The organism is Synechococcus sp. CBW1107, from assembly GCF_015841355.1.
Taxonomy (GTDB): domain Bacteria; phylum Cyanobacteriota; class Cyanobacteriia; order PCC-6307; family Cyanobiaceae; genus Regnicoccus_A.
The window spans coordinates 2,168,586-2,190,003 of sequence record NZ_CP064908.1 but is presented as its reverse complement, the minus strand read 5'-3'; the positions used below and the strand labels follow the sequence as shown (position 1 = coordinate 2,190,003).

The window sequence follows — 21,418 nt, the reverse complement described above, 5'->3', positions numbered from 1 at the left end:
GGGGGCCGCACCCTGATGGAGGGTCCGATGTGTCTGGCCATAGCGGGGGAATTGATCCGGATCGAGGATCGACGACCAGCGGATCGTCCCGGGGAGGACCCCGCCCTCTGGCGCATGGGCCTGGTGGAGTTCTCGGGTGTGCGCCGCGAGGTGAGCCTGGCCTGCGTGCCCGAGGCGGTCGTGGGCGACCGGCTGCTGGTGCACGTTGGCTTCGCCCTCAGCATCGTCGAACCGTGAGGAGGGGATCGCCATGGCGGAGCTGAGCGCATGACCCGGGCGACCGTGGATGGCAACGAAGCGGTGGCCCGTGTCGCCTACCGGCTGAACGAGGTGATGGCGATCTACCCGATCACGCCGGCCTCGCCGATGGGGGAATGGGCCGATGCCTGGGCCGCCTTGGGCCGGCCGAACCTCTGGGGCACGGTGCCCCGGGTGGTGGAGATGCAGAGCGAGGGCGGGGCCGCGGGTGTGTTGCACGGCGCCTTGCAGGCCGGTGCGCTCACCACCACCTTCACCGCGTCGCAGGGGTTGCTGCTGATGCTGCCCAACCTCTACAAGATCGCGGGTGAACTCACCGCCACGGTGGTGCATGTGGCGTCCCGCGCCATCGCGGGACAGGCCCTCTCGATCTTCGGCGACCACGGCGATGTGATGGCCGTGCGCGGCACGGGCTGCGCACTGCTCTGTTCCGCCTCGGTGCAGGAAACCGGCGATTTCGCCGCGATCGCCAGCCTGGCCAGCCTGCGCAGCCGCCTGCCGGTGGTGCACTTCTTCGACGGCTTCCGCACCTCCCATGAGCTCCAGACGGTGGAGCTGATCGATGACGACCTGCTGCGGGCCCTGATCCCCCGGGAGCTGATCGCCGCTCATCGCGGCCGCGGGCTGACCCCCGATCACCCGGTGATCCGCGGCACCAGCCAGAACCCGGATGTGGCCTTCCAGGCCCGCGAGGCCGCCAACCCGTTCCATGAGGCCGCTCCCGGCCTGATGCAGGAGGCGATGGACGCCTTTGCCGCCCTGAGCGGCCGCGCCTATCAGCTCTTCGAGTACCACGGCCACCCAGAGGCCGAACGGGTGCTGGTGCTGATGGGTTCGGGCTGCGAAACGGCCCATGAAACCGTCGATGCGCTGCTGGCCGCCGGCGAGCGGGTGGGGGTGCTGAAGGTGCGGCTGTACCGGCCCTTCGATGGCACGCGCCTGCTGCGGGCCCTGCCGGCCACGACCCGGGCGATCGCGGTGCTCGACCGCTGCAAGGAGCCGGGCAGCGGCGGCGAGCCCCTCTACCTCGATGTGTCCAATGCGGTGCGCGAGGGCTGGACGGGCTCACCCCTGCCGCGCCTGCTGGGCGGCCGCTACGGCCTGGCCTCCAAGGAGTTCACCCCGCCGATGGTGCGGGCCGTGTTCGCCGCCCTGGAGCGGCCCAGCACCCCCAACCCCTTCACCGTCGGCATCGACGACGACGTGACCCACCGCTCCCTGCCGGTGGAGGACGACAGCGGCAGCTGTGGTGGCAAAGCAGCCGGTGGCAACGCAGCCGGCGGCGGCTCCGGGGCGCCCTTCGCCGCGATCCTCTACGGCCTCGGCTCCGACGGCACGGTGGGGGCCAGCAAGGCCACCATCAAGATCATCGGGGAGGCCACCGACCTGCACGCCCAGGGCTACTTCGTCTACGACTCCAAGAAGTCGGGGGCGGTCACGGTCTCCCATCTGCGCTTCGGGCCGGATCCGATCCGCTCCACCCACCTGGTCCGTCAGGCCCGGCTGGTGGCCTGCCACCACTGGGATTTCCTCGAGCGCTTCGATCTGCTGGAGGAGGCCCTGCCGGGTGCCACCCTGCTGCTGAACAGCCCATGGCCGGCGGAGCAGGTGTGGCCACGGCTGCCTCGGGCGGTGCAGGAGCGCATCGTGGAGCGCCACCTGACGGTGCTGGCGATCGAGGCCACGGCGATCGCCGCTGAACTCGGCCTGGGCGGACGGATCAACACCGTGATGCAGGTGGCCTTCTTCGCGGCGGCCGGGGTCATGCCCGTGGAGCAGGCGCTCGAGGCGATCCGCGGCACGATCCGCCACAGCTACGGCGGCAAGGGCGAGCGGGTGGTGCGCAGCAACCTGGCGGCCGTCGACATGGCGCTGAGCCGCCTGAGACCGGTGCCGATCGGAGCGGTGGGCACCAAGGACCACGAGGCTCCAGCGCCCACCGGCACAGACCCACTCGCGGGGGCGCCGGCCGTCGTGCGTGAGCTGATCGCGCCGCAGCTGGCACGCCGGGGGGATCGTCTTCCCGTGAGCGCCCTGCCTCCGGATGGCACCTTCCCCTGCGGTACGGCCCGCTGGGAGAAGCGCAACATCGCCGAATCCGTGCCGGTGTGGGAGGCCGACCTCTGCGTGCAGTGCGGCAAGTGCGTGATGGTCTGCCCCCACGCCGTGATCCGGGCCAAGGTGGTCGAGCCGGCGGCCCTGGCGGACGCCCCGGAGGGCTTCGTGAGCACGCCCGCCCGCGATCCCCACTGGAGCGGCCTCAGCTTCACCCTGCAGGTGGCCGGCGAAGACTGCACCGGCTGCGGCCTCTGCGTGGAGGTCTGCCCGGCCCGCGACCGCACCGAGCCCCGGCGCAAGGCGATCAACATGGCCCCGCAGCGGCCCCTGCGCGAGCAGCTGCGCCGCCACTGGGACTACACCCTCAGCCTGCCCAGCCCGGACCGGCGCGACCTCGACCTCCGCCACATCCGCCAGCAGCAGCTGCAGGAGCCCCTGTTCGAATTCTCGGGCGCCTGCGGCGGCTGCGGCGAGACCCCCTACATCAAGCTCGCCACCCAGCTCTTCGGCGACCGGATGGTGGTGGCCAACGCCACCGGCTGCTCCTCGATCTACGGCGGCAACCTGCCCACCACCCCCTGGAGCGCCAATGGCGACGGCCGCGGCCCCGCCTGGAGCAATTCCCTGTTCGAGGACAACGCCGAATTCGGCCTCGGCTTCCGGGTCGCCTTCGACCAGCGCCGGGCGATGGCGCAGCAGCTGCTGCGCGAGCTCGCCGCCGGGAGCGGGGCCTGGGTGCCGGCAGCGCTGGCGGCGGCCCTGATCGAGGCGGATCAGAGCGACGAAGCGGGGCTCCACGAGCAGCGGCTGCGGGTGGCGGAGCTGCGCTCCCTGCTGGAGCCGCGCCTGGCGACAGGCGAGACCCCTGATCACCACGGCCCTCAGGCCGAGGCCGCCCGCACCCTGCTGACCCTGGCCGACGATCTGGTGAAGCGGAGCGTCTGGTTGATCGGCGGCGACGGCTGGGCCTACGACATCGGCTCCGCCGGCATCGACCACGTGCTGGCCAGCGGCGCCGACGTCAACATCCTGGTGCTCGACACCGAGGTGTACTCCAACACCGGCGGCCAGATGTCGAAGGCCACCCCCCTGGGGGCGGTGGCCAAGTTCGCCAGTGGCGGCAAGGCCAGCGCCAAGAAGGACCTGGGGCTGATGGCGATGTCCTACGGCCAGGTCTACGTGGCCAGCGTGGCCATGGGCGCCCGCGATGAGCACACCCTGAGGGCCTTCCTGGAGGCCGAATCCTTCCCCGGACCCTCGCTGATCCTGGCCTACTCCCACTGCATCGCCCATGGCATCGACATGGCCCAGGGCATGACCCAGCAGAAGCGCGCGGTGGACTCCGGGCGCTGGCTGCTCTACCGCCACGACCCCCGCCGCGCCGAGCGGGGCGAGAACCCCCTGATCCTGGATTCCCGGGCCCCGACGCTGCCGATGGCGGAGGCGATGGCCAGCGAGAACCGCTTCCGGATGCTGGCCTGGAGCCATCCGGATCAGGCCCGGACCCTCACGCGTCAGGCCCAGCAGGAGGCGCGCCAGCGCTGGGAGCGCTACGAACGGATGGCGGAGCCATGAACGGTCCCGACCTCTCCAGCCACTACCTCGGCCTGACCCTGGCCTCTCCCCTCGTGGTGGGGGCGGCCGCCCCCCTCAGCGGCGATCCCGACCACATCCCCCGCCTGGCCGAGGCCGGGGCGGCGGCCGTGGTGCTCCACTCCCTCTTCCTGGAGCAGATCGAGCGCGACTGGCAGGACTGGGAGCACCATCACCATCAGGGCAGCGAGAGTTACGCCGAGGCCCTCAGCTATCAGCCGAACCTCGAGCCCCGCCACCTCGGGGTCGAGGGGTACCTCCATGAGATCGAAACCGCCCGACGGCGGGTCGACATTCCGATCATCGCCAGCCTCAACGGCACGGAGGAGGGGCACTGGGAAGCGATCGCCCGGGCCGTGGAGCAGGCCGGTGCCGCGGCGATCGAGCTGAACCTCTATGCCGTCCCCACCGACCGCAGCCTGGATGCCAACGCCCTGGAAGCGGCCCAGGTGGCGATCGTGCGCAGCGTCTGCGCCGCCACCAGCCTGCCCGTGGCCGTGAAGCTCAGCCCTTACTACACCAACCTCCACCACCTGGCCCATGCGCTGAAGGCCGCCGGCGCCCGCGCCCTGGTGCTCTTCAACCGCTTCTACCAGCCCGACATCGACATCGAGACCCTCGAGCCCCGCGCGAACCTGCTGCTCAGCACGGCGGCGGATCAGCGGCTTCCCCTGCGCTGGATCGCCCTGCTGCACGGTCGGGTTCCCCTGGAGTTCGCCGCCAGCGGCGGCATCAGCCACGGCACCGATGTGGTGCGGATGCTGATGGTGGGAGCCAGCGCCACGATGGTGGTGTCGGCCCTGCTGCGCCACGGGCCCAGGCACCTGCAGACGCTCACCACCGAGCTGAGCCACTGGCTGGAGGAGCATGGCCACGGCTCCGCCCGGGAGCTGCTGGGCTGCATGAGCCAGCAGCGCTGCCCCGATCCCGCCAGCTTCGAGCGGGCCCAGTACCTGCGGGCCATCACCAGCGATCCGGTCGGCCTGGCCTGGGATCCATGAGCGGCAGTCCCCCGCACCGTCAGCGGCAGGAGGTGCAGCGGCTGCTCGACGCACTGCACACCGAGACCCGCCGGAGCTGGACGCTGATGGAGGTCTGCGGCGGCCAGACCCACGCGATCCTGCGCCACGGCCTCGATCAGCTGATCCCCCCGCAGCTGGAGCTGATCCATGGGCCCGGCTGTCCGGTGTGCGTCACCGCGGCGGAGACGATCGACCGGGCCCTGGCACTGGCGGCCCGACCGGAGGTGATCCTCTGCACCTACGGCGACATGCTGCGGGTGCCGGGAACGGGCCCGTCCCACCTGCTCGAAGCCCGCGCCAACGGGGCCGACGTGCGCGTGATCACCGCTCCTCTCGACGTGCTGGCTGTGGCGAGGTCCCATCCCGGGCGGCAGGTGGTCTTCTTCGCGGTGGGCTTCGAGACCACCGCCCCCGCCACCGCCCTGCTCGCCCACCAGGCCTGGAGCGGCGGCGCGCAGAACCTCAGCCTGCTGGTGTCACACGTGCGCGTGCCGCCGGCGATGGAAGCGATCCTGACTGCGCCCGAATGCCGGGTGCAGGGCTTTCTGGCGGCCGGCCATGTCTGTGCCGTGATGGGCCGGACGGAGTACGAGCCGATCGCGGCGCAGCACCGGCGGCCGATCGTGATCACCGGCTTCGAGCCGCTCGATCTCCTCGAGGGCATGCTGCGGGCCGTGCGCCAGCTGGAGCGGGGCGAGGCCCGGGTGGAGGACGCCTACCCGCGGGCCGGAGCCGGAGTGGGCAATGCCTCCGCCCGCGCCCTGATCACGAAGGTGTTCACCCGCTGCGACCAGCACTGGCGCGGCCTGGGGATGCTGCCCGGCAGTGGTCTGCGCCTGCGCCCCCCCTACGACGCCCTCGACGCGGCGCGGCGCTTCCCGTCGGCGGCCCGGCCGGACACCGACACCGACACCGACACCGACACCGACACGGAGGGTTGCATCAGCGGCCTGGTGCTGCAGGGGCTGGCCCGTCCCGACGCCTGCCCCCGCTTCGGCCGGGGTTGCAGCCCCGAGCGTCCGCTGGGGGCGCCGATGGTGTCGGCGGAAGGCGCCTGCGCGGCCTACTGGCGCTACCGCGAGCGGACCTGATCGATGACCGCGCCTCTGAATCTCCCCTGTCCCATCAGCCCCGACGACGGGCCGGTGGTGCTGCTCGGCCACGGAGGCGGTGGACTGCTGAGCCAGCGGCTGCTGCAGCAGGTGATCCTGCCGGCCCTGGGAACCACAGACGGCGTCCTGCTCGACGCCGCCACGTTGAAGACGGAAGGGGGAGAGCTGGCCTTCAGCACCGACGGCCATGTGGTGCGTCCCCTGGAGTTTCCCGGCGGTGACATCGGCTCGCTGGCGGTGTTCGGCACCGTCAACGACCTGGCGATGCTCGGAGCCACTCCCCTGGCCCTGAGCCTCGGCCTGATCCTGGAGGAAGGGCTGCCCCTGAGCACCCTGAGCCGGTTGCTGCGCTCCGCCGCGGCCGCCGCGGACCGCTGTGGCGTCTCGGTGGTCACGGGAGACACCAAGGTGGTGGAGAAGGGCAAGGCCGACGGTCTGTTCATGACCACCGCCGGGATCGGACGGATTCCGGCCGGCGTGTCGATCGGCCCCCGGGCCATCCGCAGTGGCGACGTGATCCTGGTGAGCGGCGACCTGGGCCGCCACGGTGTCGCCATCCTGGCGGCCCGGGAGGAGCTGGGCTTCAGCACCAGCCTGGCGAGTGACCTGGCCCCGCTCCACGGCAGTGTCCAGGCCCTGCTGGCCGCCGGCCTGGACCTGCATGCCCTGCGCGACCTCACCCGCGGGGGGCTGGCGGCCGCTCTGCATGAGCTCTGCCGTGACGCCGGCCTGGGGGCCCTCGTGCACGAGGCGGAGGTGCCGGTCCATGGGGCCGTGGCCTCGGCCTGCGAGCTGCTGGGCCTCGACCCGTTCACCATGGCCAGCGAGGGGCGCTTCGTGCTGATGCTGCCCGAGGCTCAGGCGCAGGAGGCCCTGAAGCTGCTGCGCCGCTGGCAGTCCGGAGCCGCGATCATCGGCCGGATCGGGGGGGAGGCGTTGCTGCTGGAGACCAGCCTGGGGGTGCGACGCCCCCTGGAGCTGGGCCGGGGCGAGCTGTTGCCCCGCATCTGCTGATGGCCAGGGGCACCTGGGGGCTGGGATGATGGGGTCTGTTCCCCTGTGCAGTCATGTACACCGACTGGACCGCTGTGATCCTGCTGCTGCTCACCGCCTTGCCCCTGGGGGTGGTGGTGGCCACGGCGGCCTTCTTCGTCTGGCGTCAGAAAAAGCTCAGGCAGCGCTGATGTCGTGGGGGGCGGCCACGTGATCAGCAAGGCTGCCCTGGCCGAGGCAGTCGAGGCAGGTGCGGAAGCTGTGGCCGCCGAGGCGCAGAACGCCGCTGCCCCCGCAGTGGCTGCAGCGTCGGTGAATCATCTGTGCTGAGCCGCTCACCGACGTGGACGGACGGGCTGGATGGGTGAGAACGTGGGAATACGACTCAGGAGCAGCGAGATCGTGGCCTGCTTCAAGCGGGGCGGGGAAGGACACCACCACCCGTGATGGCACTCCTTCACGAGCTGGATGGTTCTGGGAGGAGCGCTCCGGACTGACGAGACGTTCCGGACTGGAGCTGGACACGGAAAGGCTCCGGTGCGTAGTTGATCAGTCTGATCTCAAAGTCGGGCATTTGATCCCGAAACCTTCCTTAAGAGTTCCCAGGTCTTCGGCCCCTCGACGCAGCTGAGCCTGCAGGTGCGCAAGATCCAGCTCCTGCAGCAGGTCCACCGCGCTCAGACGGCTGCCGGCGGGCACCAGGGCCAGGCTGGCCGCCATCCGGCCGATCACCGCCGCCGCATCGAGGCCCTCCCGCCTCAGGGGCTCCAGCCCCTGAGCCGCCTGCCGCTTGGCCAGCCGCTGTCCACCCTCATCCAGCCAGAGGGGCACATGCCAGCAGCTGACGAACGGCCGTCCCAGCCGCTCGCACACCGCCACCTGCGGCGCGGTGGAGCGCCAGAGATCAGCGCCCCGCACCACCGTGGTCACCCCCATCAGCAGGTCGTCCACGGCTGAGGTGAGGTGATAGGCGAGGAAACCATCGGCGCGGCGCAGCACTACATCGCCCACCTGCGTGGCCGCCTCCAGGCAGCCCGTGGGACCGATCTCCTCCCGCCAGCGCAGGTCTCCCGGCTCCAGCCTCAGACGCCAGCTGGGCAGTCGGCCCTGCCGAGGCCCCCAGCCGACGGCCCGGTCCCGGCACGTGCCCGGGTAGAGCGGCCAGCCTCCGTGGGGGGCGGAGAGATCCGCCAGCATCCGGCGGCTGCAGCGGCAGGGATACAGGACCCCGCCACGGCGGAATGCCGAAAGGACCGACGCATAGAGCCCGGTCCGATCGCTCTGGCGCAGGGACGGTCCATCCCAGCTGAGTCCCAGCCAGTTCAGATCGGACTCGATCGCCTCGATCGCTCCCGGGCGCCGGCGCGGGAGGTCGAGGTCGTCGTGGCGCAGCAGAAAGCGACCTCCGCTCAGGCGGGCCTGCAGCCAGGCCAGCAGGGCGGTGCGCAGGTTGCCCAGATGCAAGGGGCCGCTCGGGGATGGGGCGAACCGGCCCGTGGGTCCCTCAAGACGACGGTGGTCGGCCTCCTCGATCAGCCGTTCGAGCCGGGAAGGAAGTGGCAGCCCCAGGACTCAGCTCTGGACCTTGTCCTTGAACTGCTTGCCGGCCGTGAAGGCCGGCACGCGCTTGGCCGGGATCTTGATCTTTTCACCGGTCTTGGGGTTGAGGCCCTGACGGGCGGAGCGCTCGCGGGCCTCGAAGGAGCCGAAGCCCAGGATCGAAACCTTCTTTCCTTCCACGACGGAATCGACGATCGTCTCAATGGCGGCGTCGACGACCTTGGACACTTCGGTCTTGGTCAATTCGGTGCGGACCGCAACGAGGTTGACGAGATCAGCTTTGTTCATCGGAGGCGAAAACCTTCAGGAGAATGCGTGAGCTGGGCGGAGCGGAAAAACACCCTCTTCGCCGGCGCCGGAACGGTACAGCGCGCCAATCGTATGGGGGAAGCGCTGTCCGGGCAACCAAAAACCCCGGCTGAACAACGGTTTGGGGCCGAATCATCCCCGAAAACAGCCATTCCGGCCCCCATGGACCAGCCCGCGCTGCCTCAGGGCCGGTCCAGCAGACCATCCAGCAGAGTGCGGCCGCCGTCGATCAGCTTCTCCCCCTGCAGGGCCCCCAGGCCCGCTCCGCTGGCGATCCAGCGGGGAGAACCGGGCGGCAGCCAGCGGACCAGGGCTTCGAGGCTGCGCCCCTGCCGGCCCCAGTGAAAGGTGCGGGCCGTGCGCAGCGGACGGGCCTTCCCTGGCGCGGTCGGCACCAGCAGGCGGCCGCAGAACAGCACATCGGGATCCCCGGCCGCATGCACCACGCAGGCCCCCGGGGTGGTCCCCGGCGTCCAGAGCACCCGCACACCCCCGCCAAGGTCGAGCCCATCACCGAAGGGGCAGAGGCCCGCCACTCCGGGCAGCAGATAGGCCTCCTGCTCCTGGAGCAGCACCGGCCAGCCCAGCGCCTCCTGCCAGCGCCGGCAGCGGCCATGACCCTCGCGGCTGGTGAGCAGGATCATGCCGGCCGCGGCCCCGCTCAGGGCGGCGAGGTTGGCGGCGGTGAAGGCCGGCACGTCGATCAGCAGCGGCGCCTGGCCCGGAGGAGCCAGCAGCCAGGACGTCCCCCCCAGGCTGTCGCGGTTGGGAGCGAACACCCACAGGCCGGGGAGCACGGGCGTGGGCGGCCGCCCCGCCTCCAGGGTCCTCTCGCCACTGTCCTCCTCCGGCACGGCCGCCTCCCGAGGACCATCGCCCCTGCACAGCACTAGTTTGAATCGTCAGGTGACCCGAGTCCTTGTCCTCAATCCAGCTCGGACATCCCTGGCCCCTCGGGGCAGCGCTCACCGCCCGGGGGGTGAATTTCTCCCTGGTGGCCCCATCCGCCACACGCGTGGAGCTGCTGCTGTTCGCCCGTGGCAGCTCGCCTGAGCCCTTCCGGATCATTCCGCTGGATCAGCGCCATCGCTCCGGCGACCACTGGCACGTGGAAGTGGAGGGGATCGGCACCGGCACCTGCTACGGCTACCGCGTCTACGGGCCTCTGCTGCCCGGGGCCCACGGTTTCAACCCGTCGAAGGTGCTGCTCGACCCCTGCGCCAGGGCGATCAGCGGCTGGGACGTCTACCGCCGCGGTGACGCCATCGGCGCCGTCCCCAACACCGCCACCTGCCTGAAGGGGGTGGTCACGGAACGGGATCGCTTCGATTTCGTGGCCGCGCCGAGGCCGCGCCACAGCTGGCAGACCACGGTGATCTACGAGCTGCACGTGGGCGGGCTCAGCCGGGGCCACGGCAGCCCCGTGACTCCTGAGCACCAGGGCAGCCTGCTGGGCGTGATCGACTCCCTGCCCTACCTGCGCAGCCTGGGCGTCACCACCCTGGAGTTGCTGCCGGTGATGGCCTTCGATCCCCAGGACGCGCCCCACGGGCGCCAGAACTACTGGGGTTACAGCCCCCTGAGCTGGATGGCCCCCCACCAGGGCTACCTGGTGGGCGACGACCCGCTGGCGGGACGCCAGCAGGTGCGTCAGCTGGTCACCGCCTGCCACCAGGCCGGGATGGAGGTGCTGCTCGACGTGGTCTACAACCACACCAGCGAAGGCAACCAGGACGGACCGACCCTGAGCTGGCGCGGACTCGCGGACCGCCTTTACTACCACCAGAACAGCCGGGGTGACTACCTGGATGTCACCGGCTGCGGCAACACCATCGCCGCCAACCGCCCCCTGGCCCGGCGGCTGCTGCTGGAGTCGATGCGCTGCTGGGCCCTGGAGCTGGGCATCGACGGCTTCCGCTTCGATCTCGGCATCGCCCTCAGCCGCGGGGAGGAGCTGACCCCGCTCGACCAACCGCCGCTGTTCGAGGAGATCGAGGCCGACCCCGAGCTGAGCGACCTCAAGCTGGTGAGCGAACCCTGGGATTGCGGGGGCCTCTACCGGCTCCAGGACTTCCCGGCGCGGCGCATGGGCACCTGGAACGGCCGCTTCCGCGACGACGTGCGCCGCTTCTGGAAAGGGGACGACAACTGCTGCTGGCCCATGGCCCAGAGGCTGTCGGGCAGTCCCGATCTCTACGGCGGCAAGCCGGCCACGGCGGGCCGCAGCATCACCTTCATCACCGCCCACGACGGCTTCACCCTCGCCGATCTGGTCAGCTACGACCGCAAGCACAACCTGGCCAACGGCGAGGACAACCGCGACGGCGACAACCACAACAACAGCTGGAACCACGGCGTGGAGGGGCCCTGCAGCGATCCGCAGATCAACGAGCTGCGCAACCGCCAGATCCGCAACCTGCTCACCACCATGCTGCTGGCACCCGGGGTGCCGATGCTGCTGATGGGCGATGAAGTGCGCCGCAGCCAGGGGGGCAACAACAACACCTGGTGCCAGAACAATCCCCTGGGCTGGATGCACTGGCGCCCCGACGAGGACGATCAGAGCCTCCATCGCTTCGTGAGCCGGCTGGTGCGCCTGCGCCGCCGGCTCGAAAGCCTGCTCAACCCGGAGGTTCCCCACGCCGACAGCCCCCCCTCCAGGCCCGGGGAGCGGGACCAGATCTGGCGCGAGTGGCACGGGGTGGAACTGCTCCAGCCCGACTGGGGCAGCTGGTCCCACAGCCTGGCCTGGAGCCTGCATGACATGCGCCACGGGGCGCTGCTGTGGTGCGGCATGAATGCCTACTACCAGCCGATGGCCTTCAAGCTGCCGGCGGCCAGCGCCGGCTGGCTGCAGGTGATCGACACCGGCCGGATCGATGGTGATGGACTGGCCGAGAGCCCCGTGGCCTGGAGCTCCTCAGAGGCGCCACTCAAGGGCCGCAGCCTGATGCTGCTGCTGGCCCCCCACCTGATGACGGAGTCGTGGCCCTGAAGAAGCAAGCGGGCGGCGGGAATCGAACCCGCATCATCAGCTTGGAAGGCTGAGGTTTTACCACTAAACTACGCCCGCGCCAGTACAAGCGTACCGTCGGCGAACGCCCATCCCGGTCGCGACGACCGCCACGAACGCTTGCCTGCAGCATTATGACCTGCGCCTGGGACAGCCCTTCTTGACCTCCACCGAGACCACGCTGAGCCCCCAGGCGCCCACACCGGTCAGCGATGCCTCCAACCTCAGGGGCGCAGACCGCCGACGCATGCTCTGGTGCTACAGCCTCGGCGACGCGGGCACCGGCATGGCGGCCACCCTGCTCGGGTTCTACCTGTTCGTCTTCTACACCGGGGTGGCGGGTCTGCCGGCCTGGATGGCGGGGCTGGTGCTGATGGTGATCAAGGTCTGGGACGGCATCAACGACCCGATCGTCGGCTTCCTCAGCGACCACACCAAGAGCCGCTGGGGACCGCGCATTCCCTGGATCGCCTTCAGCGCCGTTCCCCTCGGGCTGAGCATGGCGGCGATGTGGTGGGTGCCCCCCGGCAGCGACTGGCAGAAGTTCGTCGTCTTCGTGCTGATCCAGCTGGTGGCGATGGGGCTCTACACCTGCGTCAACCTGCCCTACTCGGCCCTCGCCAGCGAGCTCACCACCGACACGCCCCTGCGCACCCGGCTCAACGCCCTGCGCTTCACCGGTTCGATCATCGCCGGCCTGAGCGGCCTGGTGCTGGGGGCCCTGCTGGTGAGAGGCGGCGCCGAGGGTTACCTGCGCATGGGCCTGATCTCCGGGATGCTGATCACCGTCACCAGCCTGATCTGCGCCTGGGGGCTGGCCCCCTTCGCCCGCCACTGCCAGCGCCCCAGCGGCCACCCCGAACCGATCAGCAGGCAGCTGAGACGGATCAGCGGCAACGGCCGTTTCCTGCGGGTGCTGGCGCTCTACCTGCTGCTCTGGTGCGCCCTGCAACTGATGCAACCGGTGTCGCTGATCTTCCTGACGGTGGTGATGCGCATCCCCGAGAGCTGGAGCACCTGGATCCTGATTCCCTTCCAGGTGAGCGCCCTGGCGGGCCTGCAGCTCTGGAGCTGGGTGGCCTACTGGCACGGTCGGGTGCATGCCCTGCGCTGGGGCGTGGGTCTCTGGGTGGTGGGCTGCATGGCGGCCATGGTGCTGGTACCCCTGAACCCGGAGATCTCCCCCACCGGATCGGCCGGCAACCTGCTCAATCTCTCCCTGCTGGTGGCCACGATCATCCTGGTGGGCCTGGGCGCCGCCACCGCGTACCTGATCCCCTGGGCCCTGCTGCCTGATGCCATCGATGCCGATCCCGACAGACCCGCCGGCCTCTACACCGCCTGGATGGTGATCACGCAGAAGCTGGGCATCGGCGTGGCGGTGTTCGTCCTCGGCAACGTTCTCAGCTTCAGCGGCTACCAGGCCGCCAAAGGGCTGCTTCAGCCCGATTCGGCCCTGCTCACGATCCGGCTGTGCATGGGCATCATCCCGGTGGTGCTGATCGCCGTGGGTCTGGTGGTGATGCGCCGCTGGCCGGAACGGCGGCGCCGCCCGGCCCTGCACTCATGACCATTCCCCGCTACATCCAGCGGCTGGGCAGCAGTGTCCTGATCGGCGGACAGTCGATCTCCGCCCTGGCCAAGGGCCGCATCAACCTCAACGACCTGTTCGAGCAGATGCTGGAAGCCGGACCCGGCAGCTTCCTGATCGTCATCATCACGGCCCTGGCCGCCGGCACCGTGTTCAACATTCAGGTGGCGGCGGAGCTGACCCGCCAGGGGGCGGGCTTCTCCGTGGGCGGCATCCTCGCCCTGGGACTGGCCCGGGAGATCGCCCCACTGCTCACTGCCACCCTGCTCACCGGGAAAGTGGCCACGGCCTACGCCGCCCAGCTGGGCACCATGAAGGTGACGGAGCAGATCGACGCGATCACGATGCTGCGCACCGATCCGGTGGAATACCTGGTGGTGCCCCGCGTGCTGGCGATGGTGGTGATGGCGCCGGTGCAGTGCCTGCTGTTCTTCGTGGTGGGGATCTGGTCGGGCCAGGTGAGCAGCACCTTCCTCTATTCCATTCCCCCCACTGTGTTCTGGAACTCCGTCCGCACCTGGATGGAGCCCTCCGATCTGCCTTCGATGCTGGTGAAGGCCCTGGTGTTCGGACTTCAGATCGCGGTGATCGCCTGTGGCTGGGGTCTCACCACCCGCGGTGGCCCCAAGGAGGTGGGCACCAGCACCACCGGCGCCGTGGTGATGATCCTGGTGACGGTCAGCCTGATGGATGTCGTCCTCACCCAGGTGCTCTTCGGTGGCTGAGCCGCCGGGCCTGCCCCCCCGCGGGGCGACCACTGGTCAACGGGGGGGCAGGCGCTGCAGCATGGAGCGATGACCACTCCTCCGAGTCCTGCCACTGACGCGCCAGTGGGCAGCGAGCCCCCAGTCCCGAGCGGTCCCGATCCGGCGGCCGGGGTGATCCTGGCTCCCCGCCCGTGGGTGCCCCTGGGGGTGATCAGCCTGGCCCTGGCGCTGCTGCCCCTTCAGCCCACCTGGAGCTGGGCCCCGATCGCCGCCGGGGTGGTGGGGCTGCTCGGGCTGTTCCTCCTGGTGCAGACCTTGCTGCTGCGGCTGCAGTTCAGCAGCGATGCCCTGCTGGTGTGGAGCCGCTCCAGCCTGCTGCGCCGCTTCCCCTACAGCGCATGGATCGGCTGGAGAGTGTTCTGGGGACCGCTGCCGGTGCTGTTCTATTTCCGTGAAGCCAGCAGTCCCCACCTGCTGCCGGTGCTCTTTGATGCCACCGCCCTTCGCCAGCAGCTGGAACTCCACCTGAGCGGCCTGCCATGAGCGACATCACCTCCCCCCCAGAGTCCGACTCCGAGCCGCTGCCCCAGCCCGAGCCGCTGCAGCCGGCGCCGCTGCAGCCCGAGCCGGGGGCCCGCAACGAGCTGATGGAGCTGGCCCTGCTCGACCTGCGGGAGCGCCGAGCGGCCCTGCTGAGCGAGATCGAGGCCCTGGAGCAGCGGCGGCGGCAACTGGACACCGATCTCGACGGCAGCCCCAGCGGTCGCGCCGATGGCATCGCCCGCAGACTCAAGGGGTTCCAGGACTACCTGGTGGTCGCCCTGCAGGACCTGGCCAGCCAGGCGGAGCAGATGGATCTGGTGGTGCAACCCCTGCAGGTGCAGCCCTCACCCCTGGATCCGGCCCCTGAAGCTCCTGCATCCATGGCGGCGGCGGTTCAGCCGGTCCCTCCTCCGGCGGCTGGCCAGTTCAGCCAGGACGCCGAGCTGATCCGCGAACGCCTGACCCGCTTCCAGGGCCAGCCCGATTTCTATGCCGATCCCTGGAAGCTGCGCCGCAGCCTGGAGCCGGCCGCCGCCGCCCTGCTCGACGACTGGTTCCTCAACCAGGGCGGGCGGGGTGCCCAGCCCAGCACCGGCAGCCGCAATCGCAATGCCCTGATCACCGCCGGGGCCGTGGCGATCCTGGGGGATCTCTACGGCGACCGCTTCCAGACCCTGGTGCTGGCGGGAGAGCCCGAGCGCCTCGGTGAATGGCGCCGTGGCCTGCAGGATTGTCTGGGCCTGGCCCGGGAAGACTTCGGCCCCAACAGCGGCATCGTCCTGTTCGAGCGGCCCGATGCCCTGATCGAGCGGGCCGACCGGCTCGAGGAGCGTGGCGAGCTGCCCTTCATCGTCATCGATGCCGCCGAGCAGGTGGTGGACATCCCGGTGCTTCAGTTCCCCCTCTGGCTGGCCTTTGCCGCCACCGCCAGCGAGCTGGCCCTGGAGCAGGACCTGCCATGAGCCAACCCCTCTTGCCCCTGCTGGTGCTGGCGGCGGGATACCTGCTGGGCTCGCTGCCCACGGGCTGGCTGGCCGGCCGCTGGCTGGCCGGCATCGACCTGCGCCAGCTAGGCTCCGGCTCCACCGGGGCCACCAACGTCCTGAGGCAGCTGGGCAAGGGGCCAGCTCTGGTGGTGTTCCTGGTGGATCTGCTCAAGGGCACCGCCACGGTGCTCCTGGCCAAGGCCCTGCTGCAGCCTGGCGGCGGCTTCACCCCCAGCACAGACTGGTGGGTGGTGGCGGCCGGTCTGGCCGCCCTGGCAGGCCACAGCTGGCCCGTGTGGCTGGGCTGGAAGGGGGGCAAAGCCGTGGCCACGGGGCTGGGCATGCTGCTCGGCCTGGTGCCGGCCGTGGGCCTGGCCTGCTTCGGAACCTTTCTGGCCTGCCTCGCCCTCAGCCGGATCGTCTCGCTCTCCAGTGTCGTGGCGGCGCTGAGCCTGCCTCTGCTGATGCTGGCCGCTTTCGCCGGAGCGGGCACCGGCGTGCGGCCGGCCTACCTGGCCCTGGCTCTGCTCACCACCGCCCTGGTGGTCTGGCGGCACCGCAGCAACCTGCGGAGGCTGATGGTGGGGGAGGAACCGAGGCTGGGACAGAAGACTCCGCCGGGAGGGCCCTAACCGGCGTTGAGAGCCCGGCTGCGCTCCGCCGCCGCCAGCACCGCCTCGATCAGAGCACTGCGCACCCCCGCCTGCTCCAGCTGACGCAGGGCCGCGATCGTGGTGCCCGCCGGGCTGGCCACCATGTCCTTGAGCTGGGCCGGATGAAGGTTCTGCTCCCGCAGCAGTTTCACCGAGCCCTCCATCATCGCCAGAGCCAGCTCCAGGGCCAGGGGCCGGGGCAGTCCCGAGGCCACGCCACCATCGGCGAGCGCCTCCAGCAGCACCGCCGCCAGGGCAGGACCCGAGGAGGCCAGGGCGAGCAGGCCATCGAGCTGGCTCTCGGGCAGCTCCTTGACCACCCCGACGCGGCCGAAGAGATCGAGCACCCACTGGCGCGGGCCGGCCGGCAGGTCCTTCCCCCAGGCCAGACCGGTGATCCCGGCGCCCACGAGGCAGGGGGTGTTGGGCACGGCACGCACGCAATTCCAGCCGGGGAAGGACCGCTCGAGCCGCTCCAGGGTCACTCCGGCCAGCACCGAAATGAGCAGGGGAGCCCCGTCGCTGTCACGGGGGGGCGACGGCGCGGCCGCGGCAACCGCCGTGAGCAGCTGGGGCTTCACCGCCAGCAGCACGACGGGGGCCGCCCAGGCTTCGTCCGGATCACGAGCCACGGCCACTCCGAGCTCGTCCCGGAGGCGCCGGGCCGAGTCTTCGCTGGCGACGACGGCCCGCACCTGATCGCGGGCGATCACCCCTTGATCCAGCAACGGCGTCAACAGCGCCCGGGCCATGCGGCCGAGGCCGATCACACCAAGACGGGAGGGCTTCAGATGCTGAACCCGGAGGTGGGATCCTGGCGGCCCCACGCCGGACTGGGGGCGGCCGGGTCACTCTCGGCGGCGGGATCGCGGCTGGGCACGATCGTGGGTGAGGACGGCTCCTCGCCAGTGGCGGTGGTGACCGTGACGCAGCTGGGAGCGAACAGGAAGATGCTCTCGCCCACCCGCTCCTGGTGGCCATCGATGGCGAAGGTGCCGCCAGCCACGAAGTCGACCGCACGCTGGGCCTGGTCGGGCTCCATCATCGTGAGGTTGAGGATCACGGTCTTGCGGTCACGCAGGGCCTGGATCGCCCGGGGCATCTCATCGAAGCTTCTGGGCTCCATCAGCGTGACCTCCGCCGCCGTGGAGGAGAGCCCCGGCATGCCGATGACGTTGCTGGAGGAGCTGACGGAGCCGAAGGGGTCGTCGCTGCTGAAGTCGCTGGTCAGGGCGAGGGCACTGCCACTGGAGAGGGCGGGGCGGCCAGGGGACGCCGAGGTGGCGGGAGAATCACCGGGGTCGTAGTCCAGTTCATCGTCGTAGTCACCATCGAGGTAGTCGTCTCCGGAAACGACGGCACGCAGGCGGGAGAACAACGACACCGTGGGCACCTTCGGATGGAGATGTACTTACTTAGCGTCCCACGCCTTTGGTTGCAACTGGACACAACCTCGATACCGATTTCCGAAACAGAGTTCAGGTCCTCGGGCCGAACAGGGCCGAGCCGATCCGCACCCAGGTGCTTCCCGCCCGCACCGCCTCCGGCCAGTCGTTGCTCATGCCCATCGAGAGGTCCTCGAGGCCCAGGGTCGCCGCCAGCGCAGCGCAGTCCCGGAACAGGCCGAAGCGCTGATCCGCCTCGAGCCCCAGGGGGGCGATCGTCATCAGACCCACCGGCACCAGGGGCTCCAGCGCCCGCAACCGGGGCCAGCACTGCTCCAGCTCCAGCGGCTCGAAGCCAGTCTTGCCGGGATCGGGCCGGAGTTTCACCTGAAAGAACACGCGGGGACTGAGCTGCTCCTCGGCGGCAATCCGCTGCAGCCGCTCCGCCAGGGGAAGACTGTCGACGGAATGGATCGTGCCGAAATGGCGCAGCACCCCACGGGCCTTGTTGGCCTGCAGCCGGCCGATGAAATGCCAGTCGAGAGGTTCGAGATCGGCCAGCTCCGCCTGCTTGGCCTGGGCCTCCTGCAGGCGACTCTCACCAAAGCTGCACAGCCCCAGAGCCACCGCCTCGCGCAGGCGGCCGGCCGGCTGCCCCTTGCTGACCGCCAGAAGGTGGGTCTGGGGCGGCAACTGCCGCTGCAGAGCCTTCAGCCGCTGGGCGAGGGCGTCAGCGGGCGTAGCAGCCGGCGTGGCGGTGGTCATCCCGTCAGCTCAGGGGAAGATCGGGTAGCGCCCCTCCGAGTGGTGTAACTCAGGAGGTCCTGTGACCCTCTCCGGAGGGTGAACAGGAGCAGTCAGGGGATGACTGCTTGGAAGCTGATTGCGCAGCTCCATTGATCCATTATGAACCCTGATCGCTGAATTGGCAACTCAGCGATCGATGTGTTCTGTGTAGATCGAGGTAGAAGCTGGTGCGCTTCAGCTGATGGTTGCAGCCGGCTGGGCGTTCGGATCTGCATCGGTGAGCTCCAAGGGCTCTTCTGGCTCTGGGATCTTGGCCATGGTGGCCTCAGAGAAGAAGCGGCGACGCTCCAGCTGCCATTCCTCCTGCTGCTCCAGCAGCTGGCTGCCCACCAGGCGCACGATCGCTGGATCATTGGGGAAGATGCCGACCACGTTGGTGCGGCGTTTGATCTCCTTGTTGAGGCGCTCGAGCGGGTTGGTGCTCCAGACCTTGCGCCAGTGCTCCTGGGGGAAGTGCAGGAAGGCCAGCACGTCGTCCCGGGCGGCTTCCATCACGGGCACGGCGCCGGGGAACTGCTTGCGCAGCATCTCGGTGACCCGCTGCCAGTGGGCGCGCACCTGATCTGGAGCCTGGATCACGAACACCGCTTTCATGGCAGCGGCCACCATGTCCTGGCCGGCCTTGGGCACATGGCTCAGCAGGTTGCGCAGGAAGTGCACCCGGCACCTCTGCCAGCTACTGCCCTGGAACATCCGCTTGATCGCTGCCGTCAGGCCCAGGTGGGCATCCGAGATCACCAGGCGGGTGCCGTCGAGGCCACGCTCCTTGAGTGAGCCCAGGAACTGACGCCAGAAGCCCTCCGCCTCGCTGTCGCCCACGGCAATGCCGAGAACTTCGCGGTAGCCGAGGGCATTGATGCCGATCGCCACCACCACCGCCCGCGACACCACCTGCATATTTCGGCCCAGGCGGCCGTGGAGGTAGGTGGCGTCGAGGTAGACGTAGGGAAAGCGGGCATGGTCAAGCGGCCGGCCCAGAAAGGCTTTCACCTGCTCATCGAGCCCCTGGCAGATGCGGCTCACCTCCGATTTGGAGATGCCGCTGGCCCCGCCCAGCGCCTCCACCAGGGCGTCGACCTTGCGGGTGGAGATCCCGCCGGTGTAGGCCTCCATCACCACGGCGTAGAGCGCCTTGTCCACCCGGCGGCGTGGCTCCAGCCAGCTGGGAAAGAAGCTGCCCTGCCGCAACCTGGGAATGGCCAGGCTGAGGTCGCCCACCTGGGTGGTGAGCAGCCGCTCCCGGTAGCCGTTGCGATGGGTGGAGCGCTGATCGGGGCAGCGCTCATGGAGTTGAGCGCCCGTGAGGGCAGAAACCTCGGCTTCCAGCAGGTCCTGGAAACCCCGGCGCACGATCTCTGGGATCAGGGCGCCAGCGGTGGTGCCCTCCATGAGCTGGCTCAGCTCGGAGGCGCCACTATGGGTGAGGGTCATGGTCTGTGTTCGGTTTGGTGGTAGTTCTCCGAACAGGGTCACAGACCGGCCCACCCATTGCCACAGCTGAAATCTGAGGGAGGTGAGCCGTCAGCCCCGGCTACGCCGGGGCTGATCCTCCTGAGTTACACCACTTGCTGGGACGCCGCTGGAAGATCGGATCAGATGAAGGTCTGATCGAACAGCTGGCGCCACCGGGGCAGCTGCGCACTGCCATCACGACGGGCCCGCGCCAGGTTCTGCTCCGCCACATGGCGGGCATCCATCAGGGGAATCACCTCGAACTGGGCCCCCCGCGGTTGCAGGGTCACCAGAAAGAACATCCTCTGGGCGTAGAGGGTGGCGAAGAGATCACGACCTTCACCGGCAGGAGCGACCCGGTAAAGGAGCCCGAACGTCGGATGGTTGAGATAACGCTCGGTGGTCGCGTCGACGCTCACTGTCGGCTGCAATGGCTACCAATTACAGCGCACCGTACTGCCAGCGCAGCCCGAGAAACAGAAAAAGTGCGCTTGCCGCGACCAGATTCAGCCAGCGGGCCGCCCGCCGGGCCAGGCGGATCTGCGCTGGAGGCACCCAGTGCCCCCCCCGGGCCATCAGAGCCTCGGCCCCCTGCTCCGAGCGCAGCAGCAGGTTGGCGAGCAGCCGCTCGGCCACCGCCAGCACCAGTCCGAGGCCACCCTTCCAGCCCAGGCGCCTGAGGTTCACCGCCCGGGTGGCGATCGAGCGCAGCAGGTTCTGGAACTCCTCCTGCACCAGCGGCAGAAAACGCAGGGAGAGCAGCAGGGTGAAGCCCAGCCGCTCCACCGGCAGCCCCAGCGCCCCGAGCGGCGTGATCACCCAGCTCAGCGCCCACACCAGTTCCTCCGGTGGAGTAGAGAGCAGCAGCAGGTTGGCGCTGTGCAGCAGGGTGAACAGCAGCGTGGCGCTGTTGAGACCAAGCTCGGCCGAGCGGCGGTTGACCACCAGCGGCCCGATCGGCAGGGGTCCCAGCTGGATGGGTCCCCAGCGCAGCACCTCCCAGGACAGGCCGAAGCGCTGAGGCGCCGGCTGGCCGGCGGGGACCGGGGCCAGCAGGAGTTCCCGGGGGGAGCGCATCGTGCTGGCGGAGGCCACCACCCCCACCGGCACCAGCGCCGCCAGGAGGCCCACCAGCAGGCAGAGGGCCAGCAGCACGGGCAGGTTGCGCCGCCACAGGCGCCAGGGCAGACCGCAGACGGCCGTGATCAGCAACAGCAGCGCCACCAAGGACAGACGCCACTGGGGTCCGGCCAGCACCGGGGTGCCCAGGAAGGCCAGGGTCCAGCCCAGTTTGAGCCTGGCATCGAGCCGCCGCAGCCATCCCCGCTGCCCATCGACGTACTGGCCGATGGGCAGCTGACGCAGCCAGTCCATCA

Annotated in this window: 21 protein-coding genes and 1 tRNA gene; 11 read left to right on the top strand and 11 right to left on the bottom strand. The window is 69.9% G+C overall.

Features of this window, described 5'->3' with window-relative positions; genetic code table 11:
* Positions 1-27 precede the first annotated feature (27 nt).
* From I1E95_RS11395 to hypE, 5 genes are read left to right on the top strand one after another with little or no spacing between them, the layout of a single operon-like run.
* The gene (locus I1E95_RS11395) at positions 28-237 is read left to right on the top strand and encodes a HypC/HybG/HupF family hydrogenase formation chaperone (protein ID WP_197167437.1); all 210 of its coding nucleotides are present in this window, start codon (positions 28-30) and stop codon (positions 235-237) included.
* 30 nt (positions 238-267) lie between these two features.
* Positions 268-3,891, top strand: a complete 3,624-nt coding sequence (nifJ, locus tag I1E95_RS11390; protein ID WP_197162345.1) for a pyruvate:ferredoxin (flavodoxin) oxidoreductase — start codon at positions 268-270, stop codon at positions 3,889-3,891.
* Positions 3,888-4,910, top strand: a complete 1,023-nt coding sequence (locus I1E95_RS11385; RefSeq protein ID WP_197162343.1) for a dihydroorotate dehydrogenase-like protein — start codon at positions 3,888-3,890, stop codon at positions 4,908-4,910. Before nifJ ends, I1E95_RS11385 begins: the two co-directional genes overlap by 4 nt.
* Positions 4,907-6,022, top strand: a complete 1,116-nt coding sequence (gene hypD, locus I1E95_RS11380) for a hydrogenase formation protein HypD (RefSeq protein ID WP_197162341.1) — start codon at positions 4,907-4,909, stop codon at positions 6,020-6,022. Before I1E95_RS11385 ends, hypD begins: the two co-directional genes overlap by 4 nt.
* 3 nt (positions 6,023-6,025) lie before the next feature.
* The gene (hypE, locus tag I1E95_RS11375) at positions 6,026-7,057 is read left to right on the top strand and encodes a hydrogenase expression/formation protein HypE (protein ID WP_197162340.1); all 1,032 of its coding nucleotides are present in this window, start codon (positions 6,026-6,028) and stop codon (positions 7,055-7,057) included.
* Between the two features lie 156 nt (positions 7,058-7,213).
* Here hypE and I1E95_RS11370 read toward each other — a convergent pair whose 3' ends face one another.
* The 4 genes from I1E95_RS11370 to I1E95_RS11355 form a co-directional block, all read right to left on the bottom strand.
* A complete protein-coding gene (locus I1E95_RS11370) occupies positions 7,214-7,561 on the bottom strand; it encodes a hypothetical protein (protein ID WP_197162338.1) in 348 nt (115 codons plus the stop codon).
* A 24-nt stretch (positions 7,562-7,585) separates the two neighbouring features.
* Complete coding sequence (locus I1E95_RS11365; protein WP_231594587.1) at positions 7,586-8,500, bottom strand: glutamate--tRNA ligase family protein; 915 nt, start codon at positions 8,498-8,500, stop codon at positions 7,586-7,588.
* Positions 8,501-8,608: 108 nt separating this feature from the next.
* Positions 8,609-8,884 (bottom strand): HU family DNA-binding protein, encoded by a 276-nt coding sequence (locus I1E95_RS11360; RefSeq protein ID WP_006170026.1) that lies wholly within the window; start codon positions 8,882-8,884, stop codon positions 8,609-8,611.
* A gap of 203 nt (positions 8,885-9,087) precedes the next feature.
* On the bottom strand, positions 9,088-9,759 hold the full coding sequence (locus I1E95_RS11355) for an MBL fold metallo-hydrolase (protein ID WP_197162336.1): 672 nt from the start codon (positions 9,757-9,759) through the stop codon (positions 9,088-9,090).
* 65 nt (positions 9,760-9,824) lie between these two features.
* Between I1E95_RS11355 and I1E95_RS11350 the strand changes: the two genes are divergently transcribed.
* A complete protein-coding gene (locus tag I1E95_RS11350) occupies positions 9,825-11,900 on the top strand; it encodes a glycogen-debranching protein (protein WP_197162334.1) in 2,076 nt (691 codons plus the stop codon).
* Positions 11,901-11,907: 7 nt separating this feature from the next.
* Here the strand turns inward: I1E95_RS11350 and I1E95_RS11345 are convergent.
* A tRNA-Gly gene (locus I1E95_RS11345) sits at positions 11,908-11,978 on the bottom strand.
* Positions 11,979-12,078: 100 nt separating this feature from the next.
* On the opposite strand from I1E95_RS11345, the gene I1E95_RS11340 reads away from it, so the two are divergent.
* The 5 genes from I1E95_RS11340 to plsY all read left to right on the top strand — a co-directional run bounded on the left by I1E95_RS11340 (position 12,079) and on the right by plsY (position 16,377).
* Positions 12,079-13,488 (top strand): MFS transporter, encoded by a 1,410-nt coding sequence (locus I1E95_RS11340; protein WP_197162332.1) that lies wholly within the window; start codon positions 12,079-12,081, stop codon positions 13,486-13,488.
* Complete coding sequence (locus I1E95_RS11335; protein ID WP_197162330.1) at positions 13,485-14,234, top strand: ABC transporter permease; 750 nt, start codon at positions 13,485-13,487, stop codon at positions 14,232-14,234. The genes I1E95_RS11340 and I1E95_RS11335 overlap by 4 nt, the downstream gene beginning before the upstream one ends.
* A gap of 69 nt (positions 14,235-14,303) precedes the next feature.
* Positions 14,304-14,759 (top strand): DUF3119 family protein, encoded by a 456-nt coding sequence (locus I1E95_RS11330; RefSeq protein ID WP_197162329.1) that lies wholly within the window; start codon positions 14,304-14,306, stop codon positions 14,757-14,759.
* A complete protein-coding gene (locus I1E95_RS11325) occupies positions 14,756-15,721 on the top strand; it encodes a DUF3086 domain-containing protein (protein WP_197162327.1) in 966 nt (321 codons plus the stop codon). Before I1E95_RS11330 ends, I1E95_RS11325 begins: the two co-directional genes overlap by 4 nt.
* Positions 15,718-16,377 carry a glycerol-3-phosphate 1-O-acyltransferase PlsY gene (plsY, locus tag I1E95_RS11320; RefSeq protein ID WP_197162325.1) on the top strand — a complete coding sequence of 220 codons (660 nt, stop codon included), beginning with the start codon at positions 15,718-15,720 and terminating at the stop codon, positions 16,375-16,377. The genes I1E95_RS11325 and plsY overlap by 4 nt, the downstream gene beginning before the upstream one ends.
* Here plsY and proC read toward each other — a convergent pair.
* From proC to I1E95_RS11290, 6 genes are all read right to left on the bottom strand, one after another.
* Entirely contained in the window at positions 16,374-17,150 is a 777-nt protein-coding gene (gene proC, locus I1E95_RS11315; protein ID WP_231594988.1) for a pyrroline-5-carboxylate reductase, read from the bottom strand. The genes plsY and proC overlap by 4 nt on opposite strands.
* A 35-nt stretch (positions 17,151-17,185) precedes the next feature.
* Positions 17,186-17,782, bottom strand: a complete 597-nt coding sequence (locus I1E95_RS11310) for a cell division protein SepF (protein ID WP_197162324.1) — start codon at positions 17,780-17,782, stop codon at positions 17,186-17,188.
* A 94-nt stretch (positions 17,783-17,876) separates the two neighbouring features.
* Entirely contained in the window at positions 17,877-18,548 is a 672-nt protein-coding gene (locus I1E95_RS11305; RefSeq protein ID WP_197162322.1) for a YggS family pyridoxal phosphate-dependent enzyme, read from the bottom strand.
* 216 nt (positions 18,549-18,764) lie between these two features.
* Positions 18,765-20,021, bottom strand: a complete 1,257-nt coding sequence (locus tag I1E95_RS11300) for an IS256 family transposase (protein ID WP_197161565.1) — start codon at positions 20,019-20,021, stop codon at positions 18,765-18,767.
* Positions 20,022-20,182: 161 nt separating this feature from the next.
* Positions 20,183-20,461: a PipX family protein gene (locus I1E95_RS11295; RefSeq protein WP_197162320.1), complete on the bottom strand. Its 279-nt coding sequence runs from the start codon at positions 20,459-20,461 to the stop codon at positions 20,183-20,185.
* Between the two features lie 22 nt (positions 20,462-20,483).
* On the bottom strand, positions 20,484-21,416 hold the full coding sequence (locus tag I1E95_RS11290) for a CbiQ family ECF transporter T component (RefSeq protein WP_197162318.1): 933 nt from the start codon (positions 21,414-21,416) through the stop codon (positions 20,484-20,486).
* Between the last annotated feature and the right edge of the window lie 2 nt (positions 21,417-21,418).

What these genes read in the sequence shown, in the direction of transcription:
- I1E95_RS11395 (WP_197167437.1), top strand. Translation starts at nt 28, where the DNA reads ATGTGTCTGGCCATAGCGGGGGAATTGATCCGGATCGAGGATCGACGA.
- nifJ (WP_197162345.1), top strand. Translation starts at nt 268, where the DNA reads ATGACCCGGGCGACCGTGGATGGCAACGAAGCGGTGGCCCGTGTCGCC.
- I1E95_RS11385 (WP_197162343.1), top strand. Translation starts at nt 3,888, where the DNA reads ATGAACGGTCCCGACCTCTCCAGCCACTACCTCGGCCTGACCCTGGCC.
- hypD (WP_197162341.1), top strand. Translation starts at nt 4,907, where the DNA reads ATGAGCGGCAGTCCCCCGCACCGTCAGCGGCAGGAGGTGCAGCGGCTG.
- hypE (WP_197162340.1), top strand. Translation starts at nt 6,026, where the DNA reads ATGACCGCGCCTCTGAATCTCCCCTGTCCCATCAGCCCCGACGACGGG.
- I1E95_RS11360 (WP_006170026.1), bottom strand. Translation starts at nt 8,884, where the DNA reads ATGAACAAAGCTGATCTCGTCAACCTCGTTGCGGTCCGCACCGAATTG.
- I1E95_RS11335 (WP_197162330.1), top strand. Translation starts at nt 13,485, where the DNA reads ATGACCATTCCCCGCTACATCCAGCGGCTGGGCAGCAGTGTCCTGATC.
- I1E95_RS11330 (WP_197162329.1), top strand. Translation starts at nt 14,304, where the DNA reads ATGACCACTCCTCCGAGTCCTGCCACTGACGCGCCAGTGGGCAGCGAG.
- I1E95_RS11325 (WP_197162327.1), top strand. Translation starts at nt 14,756, where the DNA reads ATGAGCGACATCACCTCCCCCCCAGAGTCCGACTCCGAGCCGCTGCCC.
- plsY (WP_197162325.1), top strand. Translation starts at nt 15,718, where the DNA reads ATGAGCCAACCCCTCTTGCCCCTGCTGGTGCTGGCGGCGGGATACCTG.
- proC (WP_231594988.1), bottom strand. Translation starts at nt 17,150, where the DNA reads ATGGCCCGGGCGCTGTTGACGCCGTTGCTGGATCAAGGGGTGATCGCC.
- I1E95_RS11305 (WP_197162322.1), bottom strand. Translation starts at nt 18,548, where the DNA reads ATGACCACCGCCACGCCGGCTGCTACGCCCGCTGACGCCCTCGCCCAG.
- I1E95_RS11300 (WP_197161565.1), bottom strand. Translation starts at nt 20,021, where the DNA reads ATGACCCTCACCCATAGTGGCGCCTCCGAGCTGAGCCAGCTCATGGAG.
- I1E95_RS11290 (WP_197162318.1), bottom strand. Translation starts at nt 21,416, where the DNA reads ATGGACTGGCTGCGTCAGCTGCCCATCGGCCAGTACGTCGATGGGCAG.